At 68.9% G+C, this 19,958-nt stretch carries 16 protein-coding genes; 8 read left to right on the top strand and 8 right to left on the bottom strand.

The features are described from left to right. Positions 1 to 15: 15 nt before the first annotated feature. From VD972_RS41445 to VD972_RS41430, 4 genes are all read right to left on the bottom strand, one after another. Entirely contained in the window at positions 16 to 1,920 is a 1,905-nt protein-coding gene (locus VD972_RS41445) for a hypothetical protein (RefSeq protein WP_324994903.1), read from the bottom strand. Next, positions 1,913 to 2,908 (bottom strand): AAA family ATPase, encoded by a 996-nt coding sequence (locus VD972_RS41440; RefSeq protein ID WP_324994901.1) that lies wholly within the window; start codon positions 2,906 to 2,908, stop codon positions 1,913 to 1,915. The genes VD972_RS41445 and VD972_RS41440 overlap by 8 nt, the downstream gene beginning before the upstream one ends. 18 nt (positions 2,909 to 2,926) lie before the next feature. Further along, on the bottom strand, positions 2,927 to 4,474 hold the full coding sequence (locus VD972_RS41435) for a hypothetical protein (protein ID WP_324994899.1): 1,548 nt from the start codon (positions 4,472 to 4,474) through the stop codon (positions 2,927 to 2,929). A gap of 93 nt (positions 4,475 to 4,567) precedes the next feature. Further along, positions 4,568 to 7,597: a hypothetical protein gene (locus VD972_RS41430; RefSeq protein WP_324994897.1), complete on the bottom strand. Its 3,030-nt coding sequence runs from the start codon at positions 7,595 to 7,597 to the stop codon at positions 4,568 to 4,570. A gap of 68 nt (positions 7,598 to 7,665) precedes the next feature. On the opposite strand from VD972_RS41430, the gene VD972_RS41425 reads away from it, so the two are divergent. The 4 genes from VD972_RS41425 to VD972_RS41410 all read left to right on the top strand — a co-directional run bounded on the left by VD972_RS41425 (position 7,666) and on the right by VD972_RS41410 (position 10,704). Further along, complete coding sequence (locus VD972_RS41425) at positions 7,666 to 8,466, top strand: class I SAM-dependent methyltransferase (protein ID WP_324994895.1); 801 nt, start codon at positions 7,666 to 7,668, stop codon at positions 8,464 to 8,466. Positions 8,467 to 8,751: 285 nt separating this feature from the next. Continuing rightward, positions 8,752 to 9,459 carry a MotA/TolQ/ExbB proton channel family protein gene (locus VD972_RS41420; protein WP_324994893.1) on the top strand — a complete coding sequence of 236 codons (708 nt, stop codon included), beginning with the start codon at positions 8,752 to 8,754 and terminating at the stop codon, positions 9,457 to 9,459. A 3-nt stretch (positions 9,460 to 9,462) separates the two neighbouring features. Next, complete coding sequence (locus tag VD972_RS41415; protein WP_324994891.1) at positions 9,463 to 9,906, top strand: biopolymer transporter ExbD; 444 nt, start codon at positions 9,463 to 9,465, stop codon at positions 9,904 to 9,906. 12 nt (positions 9,907 to 9,918) lie between these two features. Beyond that, positions 9,919 to 10,704 (top strand): TonB family protein, encoded by a 786-nt coding sequence (locus tag VD972_RS41410; protein WP_324994889.1) that lies wholly within the window; start codon positions 9,919 to 9,921, stop codon positions 10,702 to 10,704. On the opposite strand, the gene VD972_RS41405 is transcribed toward VD972_RS41410, so the two are convergent. Further along, the gene (locus tag VD972_RS41405) at positions 10,701 to 11,231 is read right to left on the bottom strand and encodes a MarR family winged helix-turn-helix transcriptional regulator (protein WP_324994887.1); all 531 of its coding nucleotides are present in this window, start codon (positions 11,229 to 11,231) and stop codon (positions 10,701 to 10,703) included. The genes VD972_RS41410 and VD972_RS41405 overlap by 4 nt on opposite strands. Positions 11,232 to 11,545: 314 nt before the next feature. On the opposite strand from VD972_RS41405, the gene VD972_RS41400 reads away from it, so the two are divergent. Further along, positions 11,546 to 12,514 (top strand): class I SAM-dependent methyltransferase, encoded by a 969-nt coding sequence (locus VD972_RS41400; protein ID WP_324994885.1) that lies wholly within the window; start codon positions 11,546 to 11,548, stop codon positions 12,512 to 12,514. Between the two features lie 24 nt (positions 12,515 to 12,538). On the opposite strand, the gene VD972_RS41395 is transcribed toward VD972_RS41400, so the two are convergent. Continuing rightward, positions 12,539 to 13,183: an NADPH-dependent F420 reductase gene (locus VD972_RS41395; RefSeq protein WP_324994883.1), complete on the bottom strand. Its 645-nt coding sequence runs from the start codon at positions 13,181 to 13,183 to the stop codon at positions 12,539 to 12,541. A 132-nt stretch (positions 13,184 to 13,315) separates the two neighbouring features. Then, the gene (locus tag VD972_RS41390) at positions 13,316 to 14,353 is read right to left on the bottom strand and encodes a Rieske 2Fe-2S domain-containing protein (RefSeq protein WP_324994881.1); all 1,038 of its coding nucleotides are present in this window, start codon (positions 14,351 to 14,353) and stop codon (positions 13,316 to 13,318) included. On the opposite strand from VD972_RS41390, the gene VD972_RS41385 reads away from it, so the two are divergent. The 3 genes from VD972_RS41385 (at position 14,352) to VD972_RS41375 (ending at position 17,731) form a co-directional block, all read left to right on the top strand. Further along, a complete protein-coding gene (locus VD972_RS41385) occupies positions 14,352 to 15,875 on the top strand; it encodes a hypothetical protein (RefSeq protein ID WP_324994879.1) in 1,524 nt (507 codons plus the stop codon). The two genes, VD972_RS41390 and VD972_RS41385, sit on opposite strands and share 2 nt — an antisense overlap. Positions 15,876 to 15,936: 61 nt before the next feature. Next, positions 15,937 to 16,761, top strand: a complete 825-nt coding sequence (locus VD972_RS41380) for an N-acetylmuramoyl-L-alanine amidase (RefSeq protein WP_324994877.1) — start codon at positions 15,937 to 15,939, stop codon at positions 16,759 to 16,761. A gap of 61 nt (positions 16,762 to 16,822) precedes the next feature. Beyond that, positions 16,823 to 17,731, top strand: coding sequence for a DUF547 domain-containing protein (locus VD972_RS41375; RefSeq protein WP_324994875.1), 909 nt, complete (start codon positions 16,823 to 16,825; stop codon positions 17,729 to 17,731). Positions 17,732 to 17,902: 171 nt separating this feature from the next. Here the strand turns inward: VD972_RS41375 and VD972_RS41370 are convergent. Next, on the bottom strand, positions 17,903 to 19,958 hold a 2,056-nt coding region (locus VD972_RS41370), incomplete at its 5' end, for an HAD-IC family P-type ATPase (protein WP_324994873.1).

Below are 19,958 nucleotides of genomic sequence, written 5' to 3'. Positions count from 1 at the left end.
CTCGCCGCGGGCCGCTCATGGCGTGTCCACCTGTCCGCGCACGTAGTGAATACCCTCGTGCAGCTCCACCTTCAGCACCGCCAGCGGCCCGAAGCCCAGGCCCCGCAGCTGCGCCACGAACTCCCCGTCCCGTAGGGGCAGCTGGAAGCCAGGCCTGCGCTCCCTCGTCCTGCGCGTCATGCTCATGGGTGGGTGCACGATGCTGGTGCCGGCCTCTCCTTGCAGCTCCGTGGCCACGCCCTCGGCGCCATCAGCCAGCTCGGGCAGTGAGTACCGCTTCTTCCCCAGCTGGAGAGAGCCCGCCTGGAGCGGGGCTCCGAGCGCGTTCTGGACCTTTACCACCGCCCCCTCGCGTCGCACCGCCAGCCGGGCCCGCGTGGGCACCACGGCCAGCTCTCCCCACTCCAGGTAGTTGCGCGCCGGGAGGAAGCCCTCCGCCTCCATGCCCCCTCCCGTCCAGCTCACGTCCACGAACCAATCATTCATCTCATCGGGCGCCAGCAGCACGCTGTTGGCCGGGAACCGCATCGTGCCGGCCGCGAGGTTCGCGTAGTAGCCCCCGACCCCCGCTGTCACCGCCCGATCCCTCGGCCGATCCAGGAACGTGTAGCTGTAGCGCGACGAGTGCGTGACGAAGCCGTCCACCAGCACCGAGTCGGCGATGATGATCAGGCAGGTGATCAGCGCCACCGACGGCACGCCGATCAGCAGCGCCACGGGCCCCTTGCGCCGCGCCAGCATGAGCCCGCCGGGCCCCACCACCAGTGAGAACAGGAAGATGAGGACCAGGAAGCGGCCCACCGGCACCAGGGCATTGGGCAGCAGCGGCGTCTCGCCTCCGTTCAGCGCGAAGCGGTTGTTCTCCCAGCGGGGCGGCGGCCCGATTGGATCCAGTGGCAGCCTGCCATCCTGTTCGACGGCCAGCATCGCCTTGCCGCAGTCCTGGCTCCCGGACTGGCACAGGTACACGTCGCCGAAGCCATAGCCATTCCATGCGTCTCGCTCGGGCTCCGGGGAGAGCAGCGGCAGGCGCTGGTGCACATCCCGAGGTGGCCGGGCCAGGATGAGCGAGCCGCCCGCCGCGGCGTAGTTCTCCAGCGCCGCCCACACATCGGCGGGCACGGTGGCCACCTCCTCCATCACCATCACCACGGGGTAGCCCACATAAGCGGCCAGCTCCCGGGGTGCGTCCTGCACGGGCACGAAGCGGATGTTCAGCTCCGGAGGCTTGCGGTCCTCGGCGCGGGGAATGCCTGTCCCCGCCTCGAACGCCTTGGAGGTGCCGAGCACCAGGGAGGAGAGGGAGCTGCCCTCGTCCAGGTACACGCCGTTGCCGCGCGGGCGGATGCTGGGCCCGCTCACGTTGAAGAGCCCAGACTGGACGGGCGCGGGGATGAGCAGGTACGTGGTGAGCCGCTGGCGCGGCCCCAGCTCCAGCTCTCGCTCGGTGGTGGGGGAGCCTGAGCTGTACCCCTGGAGGGAGAGGCGCATCTGCCTCGGCGCGTTCTCGGTGTTGTGCAGCGTCACCTCCAGGGGCGTGTACCCGCGCTTCGCGCGCAGGGAGCCGCTGCGGATCGACACGCGCAGCCCATCCGTGTCCTCCAGGTTCTCCAGGTTGCCTGTCGTGTCCGCATAGCCGAAGCGCTGCGGGCCCTCGGACTCATCATCGACAGAGGCCTTCTCCACGGAAGCGGCCGCCTCGTCGGCAACGGCCTCCTCCTCGGGGGCGATCGCCTCCGCGGCCTGCTCCTCCGTCCCGACTTCCGTCTCCACCGCGGGAGGCGGCGGCGGTGGGACAGGGGACGTGGCCACCACGAGCTTCCCAGGCCCGGGGACATTCCCAGGGTGGAGCTGCGCGAACCCAGTGCCTCCGGCCAGCAGCGCGGCGCACAGCAGCCAGGCAGGCAGGGGCCTACGCACGAGGCACCTCGGGCACGGCCTGGATCAGCGCGCGGATGACCTCGCTGGACGACACCTTCTCCAACGAGGCCTCGTAGGCGAGCACGAGCCGATGGTTGAGGACGGCGGGTGCCACGGCGAGGATCTCGTCGAAGCCCACATTGGGCTTGCCCCGCAGCAGCGCCAGCGCACGGCCCGCGGCCGCGAGCCCCAGCGCCGCACGAGGCGAGGCACCATAGCGCACGAAGCGGCGCACCGCGTCCGGGGCGTGGGCCTGGCGCGAGTCGGTGGCCTCCACCAGCCGGCCGATGAAGTCGGCCACGGGTCCAGGCAGGTGCACACGATCCGTGGCGGCGAACAGGCGCCCCAGGCTCTCGGCATCGAGCACGGGCGAGAGCGCGGGAGAAGCGCCGCGCACACGGGTGGTGAGCAGGGTGCTCAGTGTCTTCGCTCCCACGGGCGGCACCAGGACGCGGAAGAGGAAGCGATCGAGCTGTGCCTCGGGCAGCGGGTAGGTGCCCTCCAGCTCGATGGGGTTCTGCGTGGCCAGCACGAAGAAGGGATCAGGCAGCGCTCGCGTCTGCCCCAGCACCGTCACGCTCCGCTCCTGCATCGCCTCCAGCAAGGCGGACTGCGTCTTCGGGCTGGAGCGGTTGATCTCGTCCGCGAGGACGACGCTGGCGAAGAGGGGGCCCTCGCGGAAGGTGAACTCGCGGCGGCCTTCTCCCTCCAGCACGTAGGTACCGGTGATGTCGCCCGGCAGCAGGTCCGGGGTGAACTGGATGCGGCGAAAGGGCAGCGCCAGCAGCCGCGCGAGCGCCTTGCACAGCTCCGTCTTGCCGAGGCCGGGCAGGCCCTCGAGCAGCACGTGGCCTCGCGCGAGCACCGCCACCACCACCTGCTCGACGACACCCTCCTGATCGAGCAGCACCTGGTTGAGGCCCTTCTTCAGCTGGGCCGCCACCTCCGCCGCTGCCTGCACCTCGGCGGGGCTCAGAAGCTCAGACACGTCGGCTCCCCTCTCATGTCACTCATCGCCAAAATATCGCTTCACAAGATCGCGATTGCGCGGCAGCAGCGGCTCCGTGGAGTAACCCGGCGTCGCGTCTCCCTGCGTGCCCTGCCCCCGCGCCGCGGAAGGCGTCACCGTGACGCCCTCGCGTTGCGGATCCGCAGCCTTCAGTCCCCACAGCTCGCTCGCCTCGCCGCCCTGGCCCTCGGGCAGCGGCTGGAACTTGAGGCGATTCGGGTCCATCTCCGCCTCGCCTCCGAACATAAGCGGGTTGCTTCCTCCCCCGCGGGAGGTCCCCGCCCCCTCTCCCTCGCGGACACCGCGACTGGCGTGAGAGTTCTCTCCGCCCTCACCCTCGCCCTGCCCCTCTCCCTCTCCCTGGCCCTGACCCTGGCCCTGGCCCTGCCGCTGGCCTTGTCGTCCCGAGCCGGACTGGCGGCGCCCGTTCGCCTGCTGGCCCGAGCGGCCCTGGCCGAAGCGATCCTCGAGCTGCTGCTGGCGCCGCTCCAGCGTCCGCCGGAGATCGGAGATCTGATCGAGGTTCCCCCCCGCCCGAGCGGATGCCGTGCTGCGAGAGCCCTGTGAGCCTTGCTGGCCCTCTTGGCCCGCTTGGCCCTCCTTGCCCGTGCTGCCATTGCTGCTGGCTCCACTCTGCTCACCCTGCTGCCCCTCACCGTTCTGCTCCCCTTGCTGCCCCTCACCGTTCTTCCCTCCCTGCCCGTTCTCCCCCGCTGTCCCCTTCCCATTGAGCGCCATCAACGCCTGCTCCAAGGCTTCGCGCTCCCGGGCCGCGCGCTCCGCGTCTCCAGCGGCTCCCAGCGCCTCTTCCAGCTCTCGAGCAGCCTCGGCGGCTCCCGCAAGCTCCGCGGCGGCCTCGGAGGCGCGCTCGGACAGCCGCTTGTCCAGCCCATCGGCGGCCTCCCAGTCGGCGGCGTCGAAGCGGCCCTCGGCAACCTCCTCGGCCAGTCGGCGCAGTTCCTCCTCCATGGGGGTGCCCAGCGGCTCTTCCTTGGCGAGCGCCTCGGCCTTGGCCTGGACAGCAGCCACCTTGGCAGCGGCGGCGGCGTTGATGGGGCGGACAGAGAGAGCGGGCAGCGGCAGGAGGAAGCCCACGACCAGGAACAGGAGCGCGCCGAGCAGGGCTCCTACGGGGCGCCGCCAGCGGACCTCGGGGGGCTTCACAGCGCGGGCGTACTGGTTGACGGAGAGCTCCCAGTCTCCGACGGGGCGCTCCAGACGGGTGAGCAGCAGCCCGCCAGCGTTGGCGGAGCGGTCCGCAAGCACCGCAGCCTGGTCCAGCGAGACGCCCCGGTGGCGAGCCCGGAGCCCCCACCACAGCCCTCCCGCCAGGAGGAACACGGGGGCGGCCCACAGGGCGGTGTCGCGCAGCAGAAGGCGAGCGACGACACAGGCGGTGACGGCGGCCCACATGGGGGCAATGCCGGCCTCGGCCCAGGCCACCGCGTTGAGGCGCCGCTGCACGCGCCGGACGGGCGCGAGCACGAGAGCCTGGAACCGGCGTTCTTCACTGACGGCCATGGACGGGATCAGAGTGTCGGTCACCCGGAGGGGCTTCCACAAGCCACCCGGTGCACAACCTCACCTACCTGGGCCCGCTCCCCCCTCATGGAGGAGGCGCCTGAGAGGGCCTGGACGCTAGGGCAGCCGCAGTTCGAGTAGCACCTGGCGGTAGGGCTCTGTGAGCGTCGCCACGTCGTAGTCCACCGTCCCCTGGTGCTTGACCGCGATCCAGAAGCGGTTCGCCTCGGTGTCGAAGGCGGCCAGGAAGGGCGTGGCCTTGTTGCCCGTGAGCTCTCCCGCGTAGGTGAAGAGGTAGCCCGTGTCCATCACCCGGCCGTACGTCAGGCCTCCCCGGGTGCTCTGCCCGGCAAAGATCGTCCCCGACGGCGCAGGGACCAGGTAGCTGGCGGTCTGCGCATGGGCGAGTTCCTTCGCGGAGAGATACCGGCCGTCCAGGCCATACTCGGCATAGAAGAGGCCATTGGCCTGACGCGGCATAGGCCCACCCCCCAGATCGATGGTGTTGTGGAGTGTCGCCCACAAGGAGAGGACCCGATCCGCTGTCTGGGTCACTCCCCCAATGGACGTGACGGCCACGTCCGCCACCGTCCGCGTGCTCACATGCGTTCCCCCGTCGAAGAACAGGAGGAACTGGTTGTTGAGGGTCACCGCGGCGCGTCCGGCCGCCAGTGAGACCGTCCCGAATTGCGTGATGGTCTGCGTCTCATTGCGCCCCACCAGCGAGACAGTCCCCGCTGCGCTCCCGTAAGCGAACAAGGTGTACTCCGGGATGCCCAGGCTGCTGAAGCTCGAGAAGTTCGAGAGCACCGCCCCCACCGCCCCGTCATCCCCCACGGCCGCGGCCCCGACGGCAAGGGTGGTCCCCTGCGGCAGGTCGACGATGCGCGCCACCCGCTGGAAGCTCCCGTTGGCGTAGTGGGCCAGGAGAAGCACGGGAGTCTCGAAGCTGCCCACCGTGCCGCTGGGGAAGGAGAGCCCACGGTTGGCCAGGAAGAGCGCGGAGATGCTGCCGTCGGACTTGAAGCCGATGGCCTCGGGCTCCATGGGCAGCCCCACGGCCCAGACACGCCCATCCGCCTCACGGACTCCCAGCACCTGCTGCGCGGTGCCAACGTCCACCTCGCTCTCGCCCATGTGCAGCTTGCCATCCAGGATCGGGACCACGATGGCCACACGCCCCCCACGCGCCGCGAGGCGCTTCACCGTGGCTCTGCTGTCGGCGATGCTCACTGGGAGGAGAGAGGCCACGGGTGACTCGCGGAACTTCGCCGTCACCGTCGGCGCCTGTCCCGGGAAGACATCCACCCAGCAGTACCCGTACAGGTTGAAGTAGCTCGGAGCACACGTCACCTGGTCGCGCGCGCTCTGGCCATCCGGCTCGAAGAAGAGCTGGTAGCGCAGGCCGACGGGGACCTCGACCGTGCAGGTGGCCGTGCAGTCGATCGTCCCATCCGCCGAGCGGACCCGGCCGTGGCCTCGGCCTTCGATCTGGACGGTGAGCGTCGTCCGCTCGCGCACGATCTGAGCCTCGGGCGGCCGGATGTAGACGCGGTTGCCGTCCCAGGCTGCGGCGATGGTCCCGTCCGGGCCCACGGCCGCCGTGGGGTGGTAGAAAGGCTCCGGGCTGGCCCCCCCACCAAAGTTGGGCTCCAAGGAGAGCAGCTCCGAGCGCAGGCTGCCATCTCGAGACACCTCGGTGAGCACGAGCGTCGGCTGCGCGGCCTTGGCGATCGCGTGTACGACGCTCCAGGGCCCGTCTGCTCGCGTGACGATGCGAGGGTAGGCCATGGGCCCCAGCTCGTGCGAAGTCCACGCCGTGCCGTCATACAGCCCATAGATGCCCCGGCCGTTGACGACGCGGCCGCCGATGCCGCTCGGGTTGTCGCCAATCTCGTCCCAGTTGTAGACCACGTGGACCCGGCCCTCGGAATCCGCGGCGATTCCTCCTCCGAAGCCCGCCGCCATGCCCTCCTTGGGAAGCGGGATCAGCTCGAAGCCGGCGGCTCGCTCGTAGGCCACCTGGTGGCTCGACTCCAGGAGCAGCACGAGCTTGCCCTCGCGATCCAGGGTCGCATCCGCCATCCGTCCCTCCAGGGGAGGCCCACTCGTGAGGGGCGTCGGCACCAGCGTCCAGGTCCCGCCGTCACGACGAAAGAGCTCGATCACCCCGCTCGTGCGGCTCACGAGGAGGTGTGGCTGGCCGTTGCGAAGCAGCAGGCGCATCTCGTGGATGGGGTAGCCCTGGGGCGCCACCTGCTCCTCGATCCAGTCTCCGCGCTGATCCAGCGGGCGAGACCGGTAGAAGAGGAGGAAGTCCTTGGCGAGCTCGGCCGACTGAGACATGTACGCGAAGTGGACGGTGCTCTCATCCGTGACCATGTCCGACGCGCGGAAGTTGGGCAGCGGGTTCAGGGAGGGGCCACACGCGTCGGCGAAGTGGCTGTAGGTGGGAACTGCCGCCTTCCCAGCGGGACAGGCGCCAGGCTCCACCCTCCCGAGTACGGCGCTGGCCGCGTGGACGTTTCCCTGCCCATCGACCGCCAGGGAGGTTGCCGCGGAGAAGTAGTTGTTGCAGACCTGTCCCGGCATATTGAAGGTGCCGTTGGGCTGCTCCGCCGGGCACCGGGCGGAGAAGGAGAAGCTTCGGCTGCCCGTGGTGGAGTTGGTGGACTGGAGCTCCAGCTGAAGCTGCCCCTTGAGGGACACGATGCGCGTGCGGAACTGGGTTCCTGGGGGTGCGCTTGTAGCGCGGATGACCGTCTGGAGGAGCTCTCCGTCCTTGACGTCGAACGTCGCGAGCTGGACGGGATCCGTCTGGAAGCGCAGGTCCCCTTGGTAGACGGCGGAGATGTCACCTGTGATCTCTTCAGGCTTGATCGGCAGCACCCGGGCCGCGTCCGCCTGGGGGATGAAGCCGAACACAGTCACAGTGCCGCTCTGAGCATCGGTGTGCGTCCACCAGCCGTACAGGTCCGACGGCTTCGCATCGGAAGGATCGATGTCGGTATCGCTGCCGCCGTTGCAGTTGCAGCCGCCAGCAGCCGTGACGAGCAGGACGCCCAGGATGATGGCCCGAAGGAAGTACCGCGACGCACCGCTCGAGATGTTGTCGGCCCGAAGCCCGGGGTGAGGAATGTCTCGCACTGCTCCTCCTGAATGTTCAGAGCGTGCGCGGCGGAGTAACACCGGGCGCGGCAGACTGTCCACGTGGGGTGATTCCCCGCCATACTTCGCGCGTGGATCCGACCGGCTTCTACGACACGCTCGCCCCGGGCTATCACCTCATCTTCCTGGACTGGGCCGCCTCCCGCGCGCGCCAGGGGAAGATCCTGGATGGACTCATTCGAGACACGCACGGAGCGGGACCGAACGACGTGCTCGATGCGAGCTGTGGGATCGGCACCCAGGCCCTGGGACTCGCGGAGCTGGGGCATCGGGTCTTCGCTTCAGACATCAGCCCGGCTTCCGTCGCGCGTGCTGAACGGGAGGCAACGGCGGCAGGCGTGAAGCTGGCCGGGCTTTCGGTGGCGGACTTGCGCACACTGAGTGATCAGCTCACCCAGCGCTTCGATGTGGTCATGAGCTGCGACAACGCCCTCCCTCACCTGCTCGAGGATGCGGAGCTGGCCGCCGCGGCCCACCACCTCCATGCCGTGCTGCGCCCGGGAGGCCTGCTCATCGCCACCATCCGCGACTATGACGCCACGGAGCCCAAGCCCGGCCAGGCGGTGCCGACCGAGATGCGGGTCCTTGGCGACGGCGAGGCCCGGCGCATCTCCTTCCAGGTGTGGACCTGGTCCGCCGATGGCCGGAGCTACGAGGTGGAGCAGTTCATCCTCCAGCCTCAGGGAGAAGGCTGGCTCACCACGAGCGCCCGCACCCGCTACCGCGCGCTCAAGCGCGAGGAGCTGAGCCGTGCGCTCACCGCCGCGGGGTTCCGCGAGATGCGCTGGCACATGCCTGCGGAGGGCGGCTTCTACCAGCCCCTTGTCACCGCCCGGCGCCCTCACTGAACGTTCCTACACTTCACCCACAGACATACGTCTCCCCACCTACCCTGCGACCTTCATCCACGGAGTCACTTCCCTCGTGGCTCCGGGAGGATGGAGTGAAGGCCCTGGGCACCCAAGGAAACAAGCGCCAACCTGCCGATCCATTTGACTTTTTGCTCCCAGAGAAGAATGGATGCGACGCTCCTCGTTGAGTGTAGGTGTCCCAAGGACCCCTAGACCCACCCAGCACGTGAATTTTCACGCCAGGCCGGTGTTCTGCTGGGCCCTCTCATCCACCAGGCTGCCATGACGTCGACGTCCCTCCTCCTCCTCGCCCAGGCCAACTCCGCCGAGATCGGCTGGCTGAGCCGCAAGCTGCTCGGCGTGACCCTCACCAGCGCCGAGTGGGTACTCTGGCTGCTCGTCGTCCTCTCGGTGCTCTCCATCGCGCTCATGCTCGAGCGCGCCGTCTACTTCGCCACCCACCGGCTGCCGGACTCGGAGTCCCTGGCACTCAAGCTGGCCCGCGGTGAGTTCGACGCCGTGCGCACCGCCATCCAGGGCAAGAAGGGCATGGAGGCCGCCGTCATCCGCGAGGGCCTCGCTTCCACCGAGCAGGGCGCCGACACCGTCGAGCAGGTGATCGCCTCCACCATCTCTCGCGAGCGTCCCCAGTACGAGCGCTACCTCTCCTTCCTGGGCACCCTGGGCAACAACGCCCCCTTCATCGGCCTGTTCGGCACCGTGCTCGGCATCATCAAGGCCTTCAATGATCTGGGCGCCGCCAACGTGAAGGGTGCCGCCATCCAGCAGACCGTCATGGCCGGTATCTCCGAGGCGCTCGTCGCCACGGCTGTGGGCCTGGCAGTCGCCATCCCCGCGGTGGTCGCCTTCAACGCCTTCAGCCGTCAGCTCAAGACGCTCACCAGCCGTACCAACGCCTTGGGCTTCGCCCTGGTGGGCAGCCTGCGCTCCGAGGGCCGCAAGTCCGCCTCGCCCGGCGAGGGGCGCTAAGCCATGGCCGGCGGCGCGCAGCAGGACAACGATGAAGAGATCACGGGCATCAACGTCACACCGTTGGTGGACATCGTGCTGGTGCTCCTCATCATCTTCATGGTGACGGCCAACTTCATCGTCCGCGAGACGGTGGAAGTGGATCTGCCCCGCGCCGCCAACGGCGGAGAGACGGTGCAGGGGCTCGTCAACGTCATCATCGACAAGGACGGCAAGCTCTTCTTCGACGGCACCGAGGTGGCCGAGGACGAGCTGTCCCGCAAGGTCTCCGAGGCCGTGGCCAAAGACAAGGACACCCGCGCCATCATCAGTGCGGACCAGAGCCTGGCGTATGGCCGGGTGATGCGGCTCATCGACGTGGTGAAGGGCCAGGGCATCGCCAAGTTTGCCCTCAACATCGAGAAGGACGCGGCGCCCCCGTCCGCGGCCGTCCCTGCGAGCCCTTGAGGAGAGGCGCCGATGAGCCAGGCGGCACTCGACAGTCCTTTCTCTCCTCCTCGCCGCTCGTCGCAGTGGGCGCTGGGGTTCGTGGTCGTCTCGCTGGCGCTGCATGGCGTTGGCCTGCTCGCGCTCAGCCGGATGAAGGAGCGCACGCACTCCGTGGCGCAGAAGCCGGTGGAGCTCGTCATGGTGGAGGTGCAGAAGCCTCCACCGCCGCCTCCTCCCAAGGAGGAGCCCAAGCCCCCCGAGCCTCCCAAGGTGAAGCCGCCCAAGCCGCCGCCCGTGAAGGTGGCCGTGGCGGAGAAGCCCCCCCCGCCGCCTCCAGAGCAGGCTCCACCTCCACCCAACGAGCCGCCGCCGGAGCCCACCAAGCCGGTGCCGCTCGTGGTGGGCATCTCCCTGTCCTCCACCACCAGCGCCGGCGGCTTCGCCGCGCCCGTGGGCAACACCGCCTATGGCAAGGTGGACAACAAGGCCAAGGCGCCCAGCGAGGTGAAGGAGTACGCGGCTCCCAAGTACACCCCCATCTACCAGGTGGACTCCGAGCCCAAGGTCCTCTCCGAGGTGAAGATCCCCTACCCCGAGGAGGCCCGCCGCGCGGGAGTCGAGGGCACCGTCACCCTCTCCATCACCGTCGATCCCGACGGCAAGGTGGTGGCCGCCAAGATCGTCTCCGGCCCCGGCTACGGGCTGAACGAGGCCGCGCGCGATGCCATCAAGCGCTTCCGCTTCAAGCCCGCCATCAAGGGCGGTGAGGCCGTCTCCACCGAGATGAAGTACGCCTACACCTTCCTGCTGGACTAGCCCGTCTTCTCTCCACGCGAGGGGAGCGGGCCCAGGCCGCCCAGCCCCGCCTCCTCCTGCTTCCTCAGCGTCTCCACCGCGCGCAGCATGACTTCCCGCAGCACGCGCAGGTCCTCCGGGGAGAGCGCCGCGATGGCCGCGGGCGGCTCGGCCAGCCGCTCCATCAGCCGGTGCCGCACCTGCGCGCCCCCCTCCGTCAGACACAGCATCTTCACCCGCCGGTCGTGCTCGGCGCTGCGACGCTCTACCAGGCCCCGCGACTCCAGCCGATCCACCAGCCCCGTCACGTTCGAGGCATCACACGAGAGGTAGCCCGCCAGCGCGCTCATCGGCTGCGGCCCGTACCCCAGTGTGCGCAGCACGTGCGCCTGTACCGGTGACAGCTCGAACTCCGCCGCCAGCGCCGGGAAGTGCCGCATCCGCTCCTGAATGAGCTCGAACAGCGGCGCCCAGGCCGCACGCGCCAGATCCTCCTCGGGCCGCTGTGACTCCTCTGCCTCCGCGCTTCGTCGCGCGCGAGCCTCCATTCGGTCTCCTTCGGTCCTGCTCATGCCTTCATCGTAATTCACTCGTACCAGGTCGACAATTGACATTCTCAACTATTGGCAGCGACAAGCTCTCGCCATTCGTTGTGCCGTGCACCATGGCGCGGGCGCGGGAAGTCCTCCGCCTGAGCGCCCCCGGAGGAGGCTTCGGGGCAGGCGGCTCCCCCGTCTCCGTAGACCGGCCGACGCGCCTCCCGTCCAGTGGAGGACAGGATCCTTCCCTCCCAGGCTCCCAGTCCCCACCTTCCCAGGCACTCTGCCGACGTCCGGCGGACAGCACCTGGAGGCTGAGAGGCATGGAGACGGAGAAAGCACCGGTCCAGAAGGCGCGGGGGCCCACCCGGACGACGCTCGCCACGGCCCTCACGGGGCTGTTGCAGCCCGATCCGTCGTGTGAAGAGCCGCGCCGCATCTCCCCGGCGGACGAGGAGCTGGATTCTGCTCGCTCGCAGACCGAGTTCCCCGCTCGCTGGAGCTCCGAGGCCCGCTTCTTCGACGAGCTGGCTGAGAAGATCGCCGCCAACCTGCAGCCGCTCGATCCGCTCACCGTCGCGCGCTACTCCAAGCCGGAGCACCCCTGGTTCAACAAGGAGTTCCGCTTCCAGCTGCTGGGAGACCTGCGAGGCAAGCACGTGCTCGATGTCGGCTGTGGCGAGGGCAGCAACTCCATGCTGATGGCGAAGTCCGGTGCCCGCGTCACGGGCGTGGACATCTCGCCGGGCTCCATCGACCTCTGCAAGCAGCGGGCGCGGCTCGAAGGTGTCGAGTCCCAGACGCAGTTCCTCTGCTCACCGCTGGAGGCGGTGAGCCTGCCCGAGGAGACCTTCGACATCATCTGGGGGGACGGGATCCTGCATCACCTCATCCCGGAGCTGGACCCGGTGCTGCACCAGCTGATGCGGTGGGCCCGGCCCGGAGCTCTCTTCCTCTTCTCCGAGCCGGTGAGCCTCACGCCGTGGCTGAGGAAGCTGCGCAAGGGCGTCCCCATCCACACCGACGCCACGCCGGACGAGCGGCCCCTGGAGCGGGCTGAGCTGGCCATCATCCTGCGCCACCTGCCCCACCTCGAGATGAGGTGGTTTCACCTGCTGGGGAGGCTGAGCGAGTTCATCCTGCGCCACCAGGACTACGAGCGCTCGCCGCTCCCACGCCAGCTGGCCGTGGACCTGCTGGGGCGGTTGGACCGGGCGCTGCTCTCGGTGCCTCGCCTGCAGGCCCTGGGCGGCATGTGCGTCATGCATGGCTGGAAGGAGGAGGCCCGGTAAGGCGGCTCGCTCCGCGGGGACAGGCTACTCACGCTTGAGCAGCTTGAAGCCGATCTGCCGCCCGTGGCCCGCTCTCAGGGCGAGGTGGATCCACAGGATGGCGAGTGACTCCAGGTGCGCGGCGTTGCGCAACAGCCCCACGTCAATGGGGTTGAAGCCGGCGCGGGTGGCGATGGAGGACACGAGCGCCTTGGCCTCCGCGCTCTCTCCGGCAAGCTGTACGTCGATCGAGGTATTGCCCAGCGTCGGATCCAGGTGGAACTCGGCGCCGAAGGTGTTGAAGCCCTTCACCAAGCGGGCGGTGGGGAAGGCCTTGGCGAGCGCTGCGGTGATGGAGCCCTCGGGAGGCGGGGTGTGGACAGGGCCGTCCTCCCACTTCAGCGGGTTGTTGCAGTCCACGAGCACCTTGCCGGAGATGTCCCCCATGGAGCGGGTGGCCTCCACGGCGGCATTGCCGGGGACGGAGAGGAAGATGACGTCGGCCCACTTCGCTGCCTCGGGGATGCTCGCGGCCTCCGCCTTGCCCTCGCACTTCGCGATCACGTCATCTGCGTTCGAGCCCTCCCGGACACCGAAGCGGAGGGAGTAGCCGCTGCGAGCGAAGCGGATGCCCAGGTTGCCGCCGACATTCCCGGCGCCGACGATGGCGATTCGAGGGTTCTGGCTCATGAGGTTGCTCCTGAAGGTGGGAGAGGCAGAGTGCCTCACCCTTCCCCTTCAGGTGTAGCGCGCCTGGGGCAGGCCGTGGGATGCATTGTTCGCAACACCCCCCTGCACGCCAGGAAACAGAGAGCCCGCGCCTCAGCCCCCGGCGCTCTGGACGAGCGAGACGGGGGGGACGTGCTCCCCGGAGCGCTGGGCGTAGTAGATGCGCTCGAGCAGCTTGCGCTGGTAGATGATCGGCTTGTCGTACTTGCCCAGCCGCATGCCCTTCAGGCTGTACGGCGTGGCGGCAACCGTCGGGATGAAGCGCGCGTCGTCGCGGACCTCGAACCAGGCCAGCACGCGCTGCGCCCTGCGCACCACGGGCATCAGGGGCCGGAAGCGCGGATCCACGAGCTTCAGGAACGCGAAGACATGGAAGCGCGTGGTGCTTGGCGTCTCCGGCACCATGAAGATGGCGAAGTGATGGTGGAACGGGCGGGACTGTCCCGAGGGCGCCTTCCAGTGGATGTTGTAGCTGGTGCGCACCGGATCGAAGCGCGTCTCCCAGTCGTTGTGGAAGAGGTCCCCGTCCTTCAGCAGCAGCAGCTTCATGAGCGGGCTGGCCCGCTGGGGGGCACGGTAGTGCACCTCCGTCCGGTCCTCGTGGTTCTCCGCCGAGAACTCGATGGTGCTCGTGTCGTGCTCGTCCCACCCCAGGCGGGTGTGGACGAACGGGGTGTGCTCGTCCTCGCTGAAGTTGTCGAGCGCCACGTGCAGCGGCGCACGGAAGAGCATGGAGAAGGTGCCGGTGAACTCGAAGCCCTGGGGCACGAAGTCCGGGAAGGCCGTCAGCGGCGTGTCCTTCGCCGCCAGCCAGAGGTAGTCGTGGCGCTCGACGAGCTGGAAGGCGAGCGTGTCACACTTCTTCAAGTCGGGCTGGCTGGGGCTGCGGCCGTGCCCCTCGGCGTCGAAGTTCCAGCCGTGGTACGGGCACGCCAGCCGTCCATCCTTCCGGACGCGGCCCGCGGAGAGCGGCGCGAAGCGGTGGGGACAGGCATCCGCAAGCGCCGCGGCCTTTCCCGTCCCATCTCTGAAGAGCGCGTAAGCTCGGCCTGCCAGCTCGATCCGCAGCGGCTTCTTTCGCAGCTCCCGGGCTGGGAGAACGGGATGGAAGAAACGGGTGACATCCGGCATGAGCTCCATACGCATCAACATACCCTGGCTGCTCGGACTGGCACTGGTGGCCTTAGGGAGTAGCTGCGTCAAACGTCCGCTGGCCGCATGTCCGGACAAGGGGGGCCACGAGTGGCGTGAGGTGAACAGTCCTCACTTCCGTGTCTCCACGGACCTGGGTGGCCGCGTGGCGCGCTTCACGGCCCTGGAGCTGGAGCAGCTGCGCGCCGCGCTCCTGCTCGCCTGGGGAGGCCAGGTGGACCCGCCGGGACAGGTGGAGGTCATCGTCGTCCGCAGCGAGGTGGAGCTGGAAGAGTTCACCCTGGGCAAGCCCCCGGAGGCCTTCCTGGACTCGTCCGGGCGGAGTCCGCTGATGGTGATGGCGGGAGAGGGAGAGTTCCTGCTGCAGCAGCCCGAGTCCCTCCAGGTCCAGGCCCACGAGCTGGCCCACCACATCAGCCGCTTCGTGATGGTGCGGCAGCCCCGGTGGCTCACGGAGGGCCTGGCGACCTGGCTCCAGACGGTGCAGTTCTCCTCCCTACGGCGGAAGGCCACCTTTGGGGAGGTGCACCCGGGCTTCGATCAGTATGTGCGAAACCACGCGCCGCTCACGCTGGAGAAGCTGTGGGCGTGGGAAGAGCGGCCGTACCTCTCCTGGGCGGAGACACTGCCCTACTACGCCACCTCGTGGCTGCTCGTGGTGTACCTGAGGGAGCGGCAGCCGGAGCGCTTCCGGGACTTCACGGCGCGGCTGGCCCGGGCCGAGGAGCCTCGCCATGCGTGGGAGGCAGCCTTCCGAGAGGTGCCAGGATTGGAGGAGGACTTCAGGAAGTACAAGCCCGAGCGGGAGGAGCAGCTGACGGTGGAGCTGCCTCGCATCAGCCCGGACTTCGAGGTGCGGACGTTGGACTGCGCGGAGATCCATGCCTTGCGTGCGCGGCTCTTCCTCCGGAGCCCGGGATACCGCTCCGTGGGTGAGCGGCTGCGCCTCGCAGCGCTCGAGGTGGAGGAGGCGCTGCGCGAGGATCCGGCGAATGTGGGGGCCGTGCTGCTCCAAGCCAGCTTGACCGCGGAGCCGAAGCGGCGGCTCGCTCTGGCGCGAGCCCTGGTCCAGGCGCGGCCGGACAGTGGGCCTGCGTGGAGCCTGCTGGGCCAGTCGCTCCAGGAGACGAACGCTCCGGTGTCCGAGCAGGAGCAAGCGCTCCAGCGGGCCCTGGCGCTGAATCCAGAGGATGTGGAGGCGCTGGTGGCGATGGCCTGGCTGCACACGGAGCGCGGAGAGACAGTGGAGGGGCTCGCGAAGGCCGAGCGCGCTGTCCTGATGGCTCCAGGCCGCGCCTCCACGCTGGAGGCCTACGCGGCGCTGCTCTTCCAGGCGGGACGGTGCGCGGAGAGCATGACCGCGCAGCAGCGAGCCATCGGTGTCCTGGGGGGCCATGTCACCGAGGCCCTGCGAGCGGCCGCGGAGGCCACGCAGACGGCCATGCAGAAGAAGCTCGCGGAGTACGCGCGGCACTGCGGGCAGCCTGAGCCCCCGCGGTGACGGCACTGCCCGACACTCCAGGGTGATACGCTGGAGCTCTGCGAACGTTCGGGGGTCTCACATGAAGATCATCAACCACCGGCTGTGCAAAGACGATGGAACGCCTTACCCCTTCGTGGAGAGCCCCAACCAGGGCTCGAAGCTCACCGCGGAGTTCCTGGTGATGCACTACACGGCACTGGACAGCGCTCAGGAGGCGATCGCACTGCTGGCGAAGGCGGAGCACCAGGCGTCGGCCCACCTGGTCATCGGGCGGGATGGGAGCATCACCCAGTTGGTGCCCTTCGACACGGTGGCGTGGCATGCGGGCAAGAGCTTCTGGGACGGGCGCACGGGGCTGAACAACTCGTCCATCGGCATCGAGCTGGACAACGTGGGGTGGCTCAAGAAGCAGGGCACGAAGTGGGTCTCCTGGTTCGGCAAGCAGATCCCGGAGGACGAGGTGCTGGAGGCTACCCATAAGAACGATGACAAGCCCATGGGGTGGCACACCTATCCCGAGGCGCAGCTGAAGGCGGCGATGGAGGTGGGGGCGCTGCTCGTCCGAACGTACAAGCTGAAGGACGTCGTCGGCCATGACGACATCGCGCCCGGGAGGAAGCTCGATCCGGGGCCGGCCTTCCCGATGATGAACTTCCGAGGCCGGCTGATGGGCCGTGCGGAGGAGCAGCCGGTGGTCCACGAGGTGACGGCCACGCTGAATGTGCGGAGCGGGCCTGGGACGAGCAATCCCACGGTCCCCGGGAGCCCGCTGCCGCTCGGGACGAAGGTGGAGATCCTCGCCAAGCAAGCCGAGTGGCGGAGGGTGGATGTGCTGCAGCCGGTGAACGGGCAGATGGACATCCAGGGCTGGGTGCACCAGCGCTACCTCAAGCGGCTCGGCTGAGTCAGCGCCCTCCGGCCCTCCCGTCACACGCAGTGCCCCGCTGGGCTACACTGCGGCCGCCGTGGAGACTCCTGCTCCCAACCGTCGCCGCCGCCTTCTGCTCGTGGTGGCGGCCTTCGTGCTGCCCGCCGTGCTCGCGGTGGGCAGTGTGCTTCACGTCCACGGGCTCGTGCCTGCCTCGGTCCCCAGTGGCGACTTCCCCTTCCATTACAACGGCTATGCCCGCGTCCTGCGGCACGTGAAGCCGGACGGGGACGTGGACTTCTCCGCCATCGGCCGGGAGCGCCAGGAGCTGGACACCTTCGTCCGCGCGCTGGCCACCTTCTCGCCGCGCTCGCGGCCGGACCTCTTCCCCAAGCCCGAGGACACGCTGGCCTACTGGCTCAACGCCTACCACGCGCTCGTGCTGCAGGCGCTCGTGGACGAGTATCCCTACCTCGAGAGCGTGAATGACAAGTGGCTGGGGAGCTTCTTCTGGGGCCGCTCGTGGCCGGTGGGAGGCCAGCGCATGACGCTCTGGGCGCTGCAGCACCGCATCCTCCTGCGGGAGTTCGCCGATCCGCGCATCCACCTCGCCCTCTTCCACGGCACTCGCGGAGGTCCGCTGCTGGACGGTGCTCCCTTCGAGCCCCCCTTCCTCAACTCGCAGCTCAACGACGCGGCCCGCCGCTTCATTGGCGATCGGCGCCATGTGCGGCTGGAGAAGAGCACTGTCCATCTGGCTCGCGTGTTCGACACCTACCGCGAGGACTTCCTCGCCGCACTGCCGGAGGGCCGCCGAGGCACCGTGCTTCAGTTCGTCTGGGCCTTCCTGCCGGACACCTGCACGGACCGGTATGGCTGTGACACCCGAAGCGATCTCGATCGAGTGTGCGGGACGAAGCTCGACAAGTGCCAGCTCGTCTTCGAGCCGGAGGATGCCTCGCTCCCAGATGCTGCCGCGCGCGATGTCCGGGCCTTCGCTCCTTGATACCAATGAGCGCGGAAGCCCGAGCACTCGCCGCCGGCTCGCCAACCACAGGGAGGGCGCAGAGTTCAGGCTGGAGCCGCGGCGGCGGCGCGCCCGGCAAACCTGTCTGACAAGCATACAGGTTCGGCCAGAGCCTGGGCCCGTACCTCCTGTCCTGCGTCACTGGCCTCCTCACGAGGCCGGAAGTTGCTGGTCCACGCGCACTCTACGAGGTGGCATACCCTCCTTCCTCGTCACCCGCTCCCTGCGCGAGCGCCAGGCCTTCTCCGCCGCAATGACAGGGAGGATGACGGCCGCCACCAGCGCAGACGCCCCGAGTGACCCCCAGCCCAGTGGAGCGGTGCCGAACACCTGCTGCATGAAAGGCAGGTAGATAAACCCGGTCTGCAGCAGCACCAGCATGCCAATGCCCACGAAGACCGTGGGGTTGCTAAACAAGCCCAGCTTGAAGATCGAGCCCCTCAGGCTGCGGCACATCAGCATGTAGAAGATCTGGAACAGGATGACGGTGGTGACAGCCGTGGTCTGCGCCTCACGCAGCGCCACCTCATGCCCGATCCTCGCCACCTCGGAGCGGTACTCCCAGAGGAACAGCCCGATCGCGCCCGCCGCCATCAGCACCGCGGCCACCCCGGTGCGCACCACCATGAAGCGACTCAGCACCGGCTGCTCCGGGTTGCGGGGTGGCCGGCGCATCACGTTGAGCTCCTTGGCCTCGAAGGCCAGCGGCAGCGCCAGCGCGATGGTGGCCACCAGGTTGATCCACAAGAGCTGCGTCGGGAGCATGGGCATCAGCGGCGCCAGCTCCCCGGCCACCTGCTGGACCGGGAAGAAGGCCACGCTGAACGCCAGGATGAGCGCCAGGCCCAGATTGGTGGGCAGGACAAATGCCAGCGCTTTGATGAGGTTGTCGTAGACGCGCCGGCCCTCCTCCACCGCCGCGGCGATGGACGCGAAGTTGTCATCCGTCAGGACGATGTCCGCCGCCTCCTTGGACACGGCCGTGCCGGTGATGCCCATGGCCACGCCGATATTGGCCTGCTTGAGCGCCGGCGCGTCGTTGACGCCGTCACCCGTCATGGCCACCACCTGGCGCTGGGACTGGAGCGCTCGCACCAGCCGCAGCTTGTGCTCGGGAGCCACGCGAGCGAAGACATTCGTGGAGGCCGCCACCTCCGCCAGCCGTGCATCATCCATCTCCCCGAGCTCCCTGCCCATCACCGCCGGCCCCTTCCCCTGCAGCCCCACCTCCCGGCCGATGCTCTCCGCCGTCTTCTGGTGATCGCCGGTGATCATCTTCACGACGATGCCCGCCTCGTGGCACGCCTGCACCGCCAGGATGGCCTCTTCGCGCGCAGGATCGATCATCCCCTGCAGGCCCAGCAGCGTGAAGCCGCCGGCCACTTCCTCCAGCTCCAGCCGGGAGCGCGTCGCGGGCGCCTCCTTCGAGGCCACGGCCAGCACACGCATGCCCGCCCCAGCCATGCGCTCCACCTGGGTGAGCACCTGCTCCGGGCCCAGGCCGTCCGAGAGCTCACAGCGGCGCAGGACCACCTCGGGCGCTCCCTTGAGGAAGATGGACCGGCCGCCTTCCCCCTCCTCGTGGAGCGTGGCCATGAACTGGTTCTCCGACTCGAAGGGAATGGCGTCCACCCGGGCAAAGCGCGCGCGGAGCTCCTCCACGCGAAGCCCCGCCTTCTCCGCTGCCACCAGGAGCGCTCCCTCCGTCGGATCTCCGGTCAGCCCCCACGCCCCGTCACGTTGCAGGAGCGAGGCGTCATTGCAGAGCGCCCCGGCCCGGAGCAGCTCCCCTGCCGCCTCGGGCACCTCGTCCATGGGCACGCCCCCTTGGAGCAGGCGCCCTCGCGGCGAGTAGCCCACGCCCGACACGGACCAAGCCCCTTCCGGCGTCCACAGCGCCTGCACCGTCATCTCGTTGCGCGTGAGCGTGCCCGTCTTGTCCGAGCAGATGACGGTGGTGCTCCCCAGCGTCTCCACCGCGGGCAACCTGCGAATGACGGCCCGGCGCGCGGCCATGCGCTGCACGCCGATGGCCAGGGCGATGGTGACGATGGCGGGTAGGCCCTCGGGGATAGCAGCCACGGCCAGGGTGATGGCCACCAGCAGCGCCTCGCTCACCTCATAGCCCCGCAGCAGCCCCACGCCCAGCAGCACCCCTGACATTGCCAGGATGCCGAGGGTGAGGTAGCGGCCGATGGAGGCCAGC

The organism is Hyalangium sp., from assembly GCF_035629615.1.
Taxonomy (GTDB): Bacteria; Myxococcota; Myxococcia; order Myxococcales; family Myxococcaceae; genus Hyalangium.
Note: the sequence above shows the minus strand (reverse complement) of the source record. Positions and strands in the feature narration are given on the sequence as shown.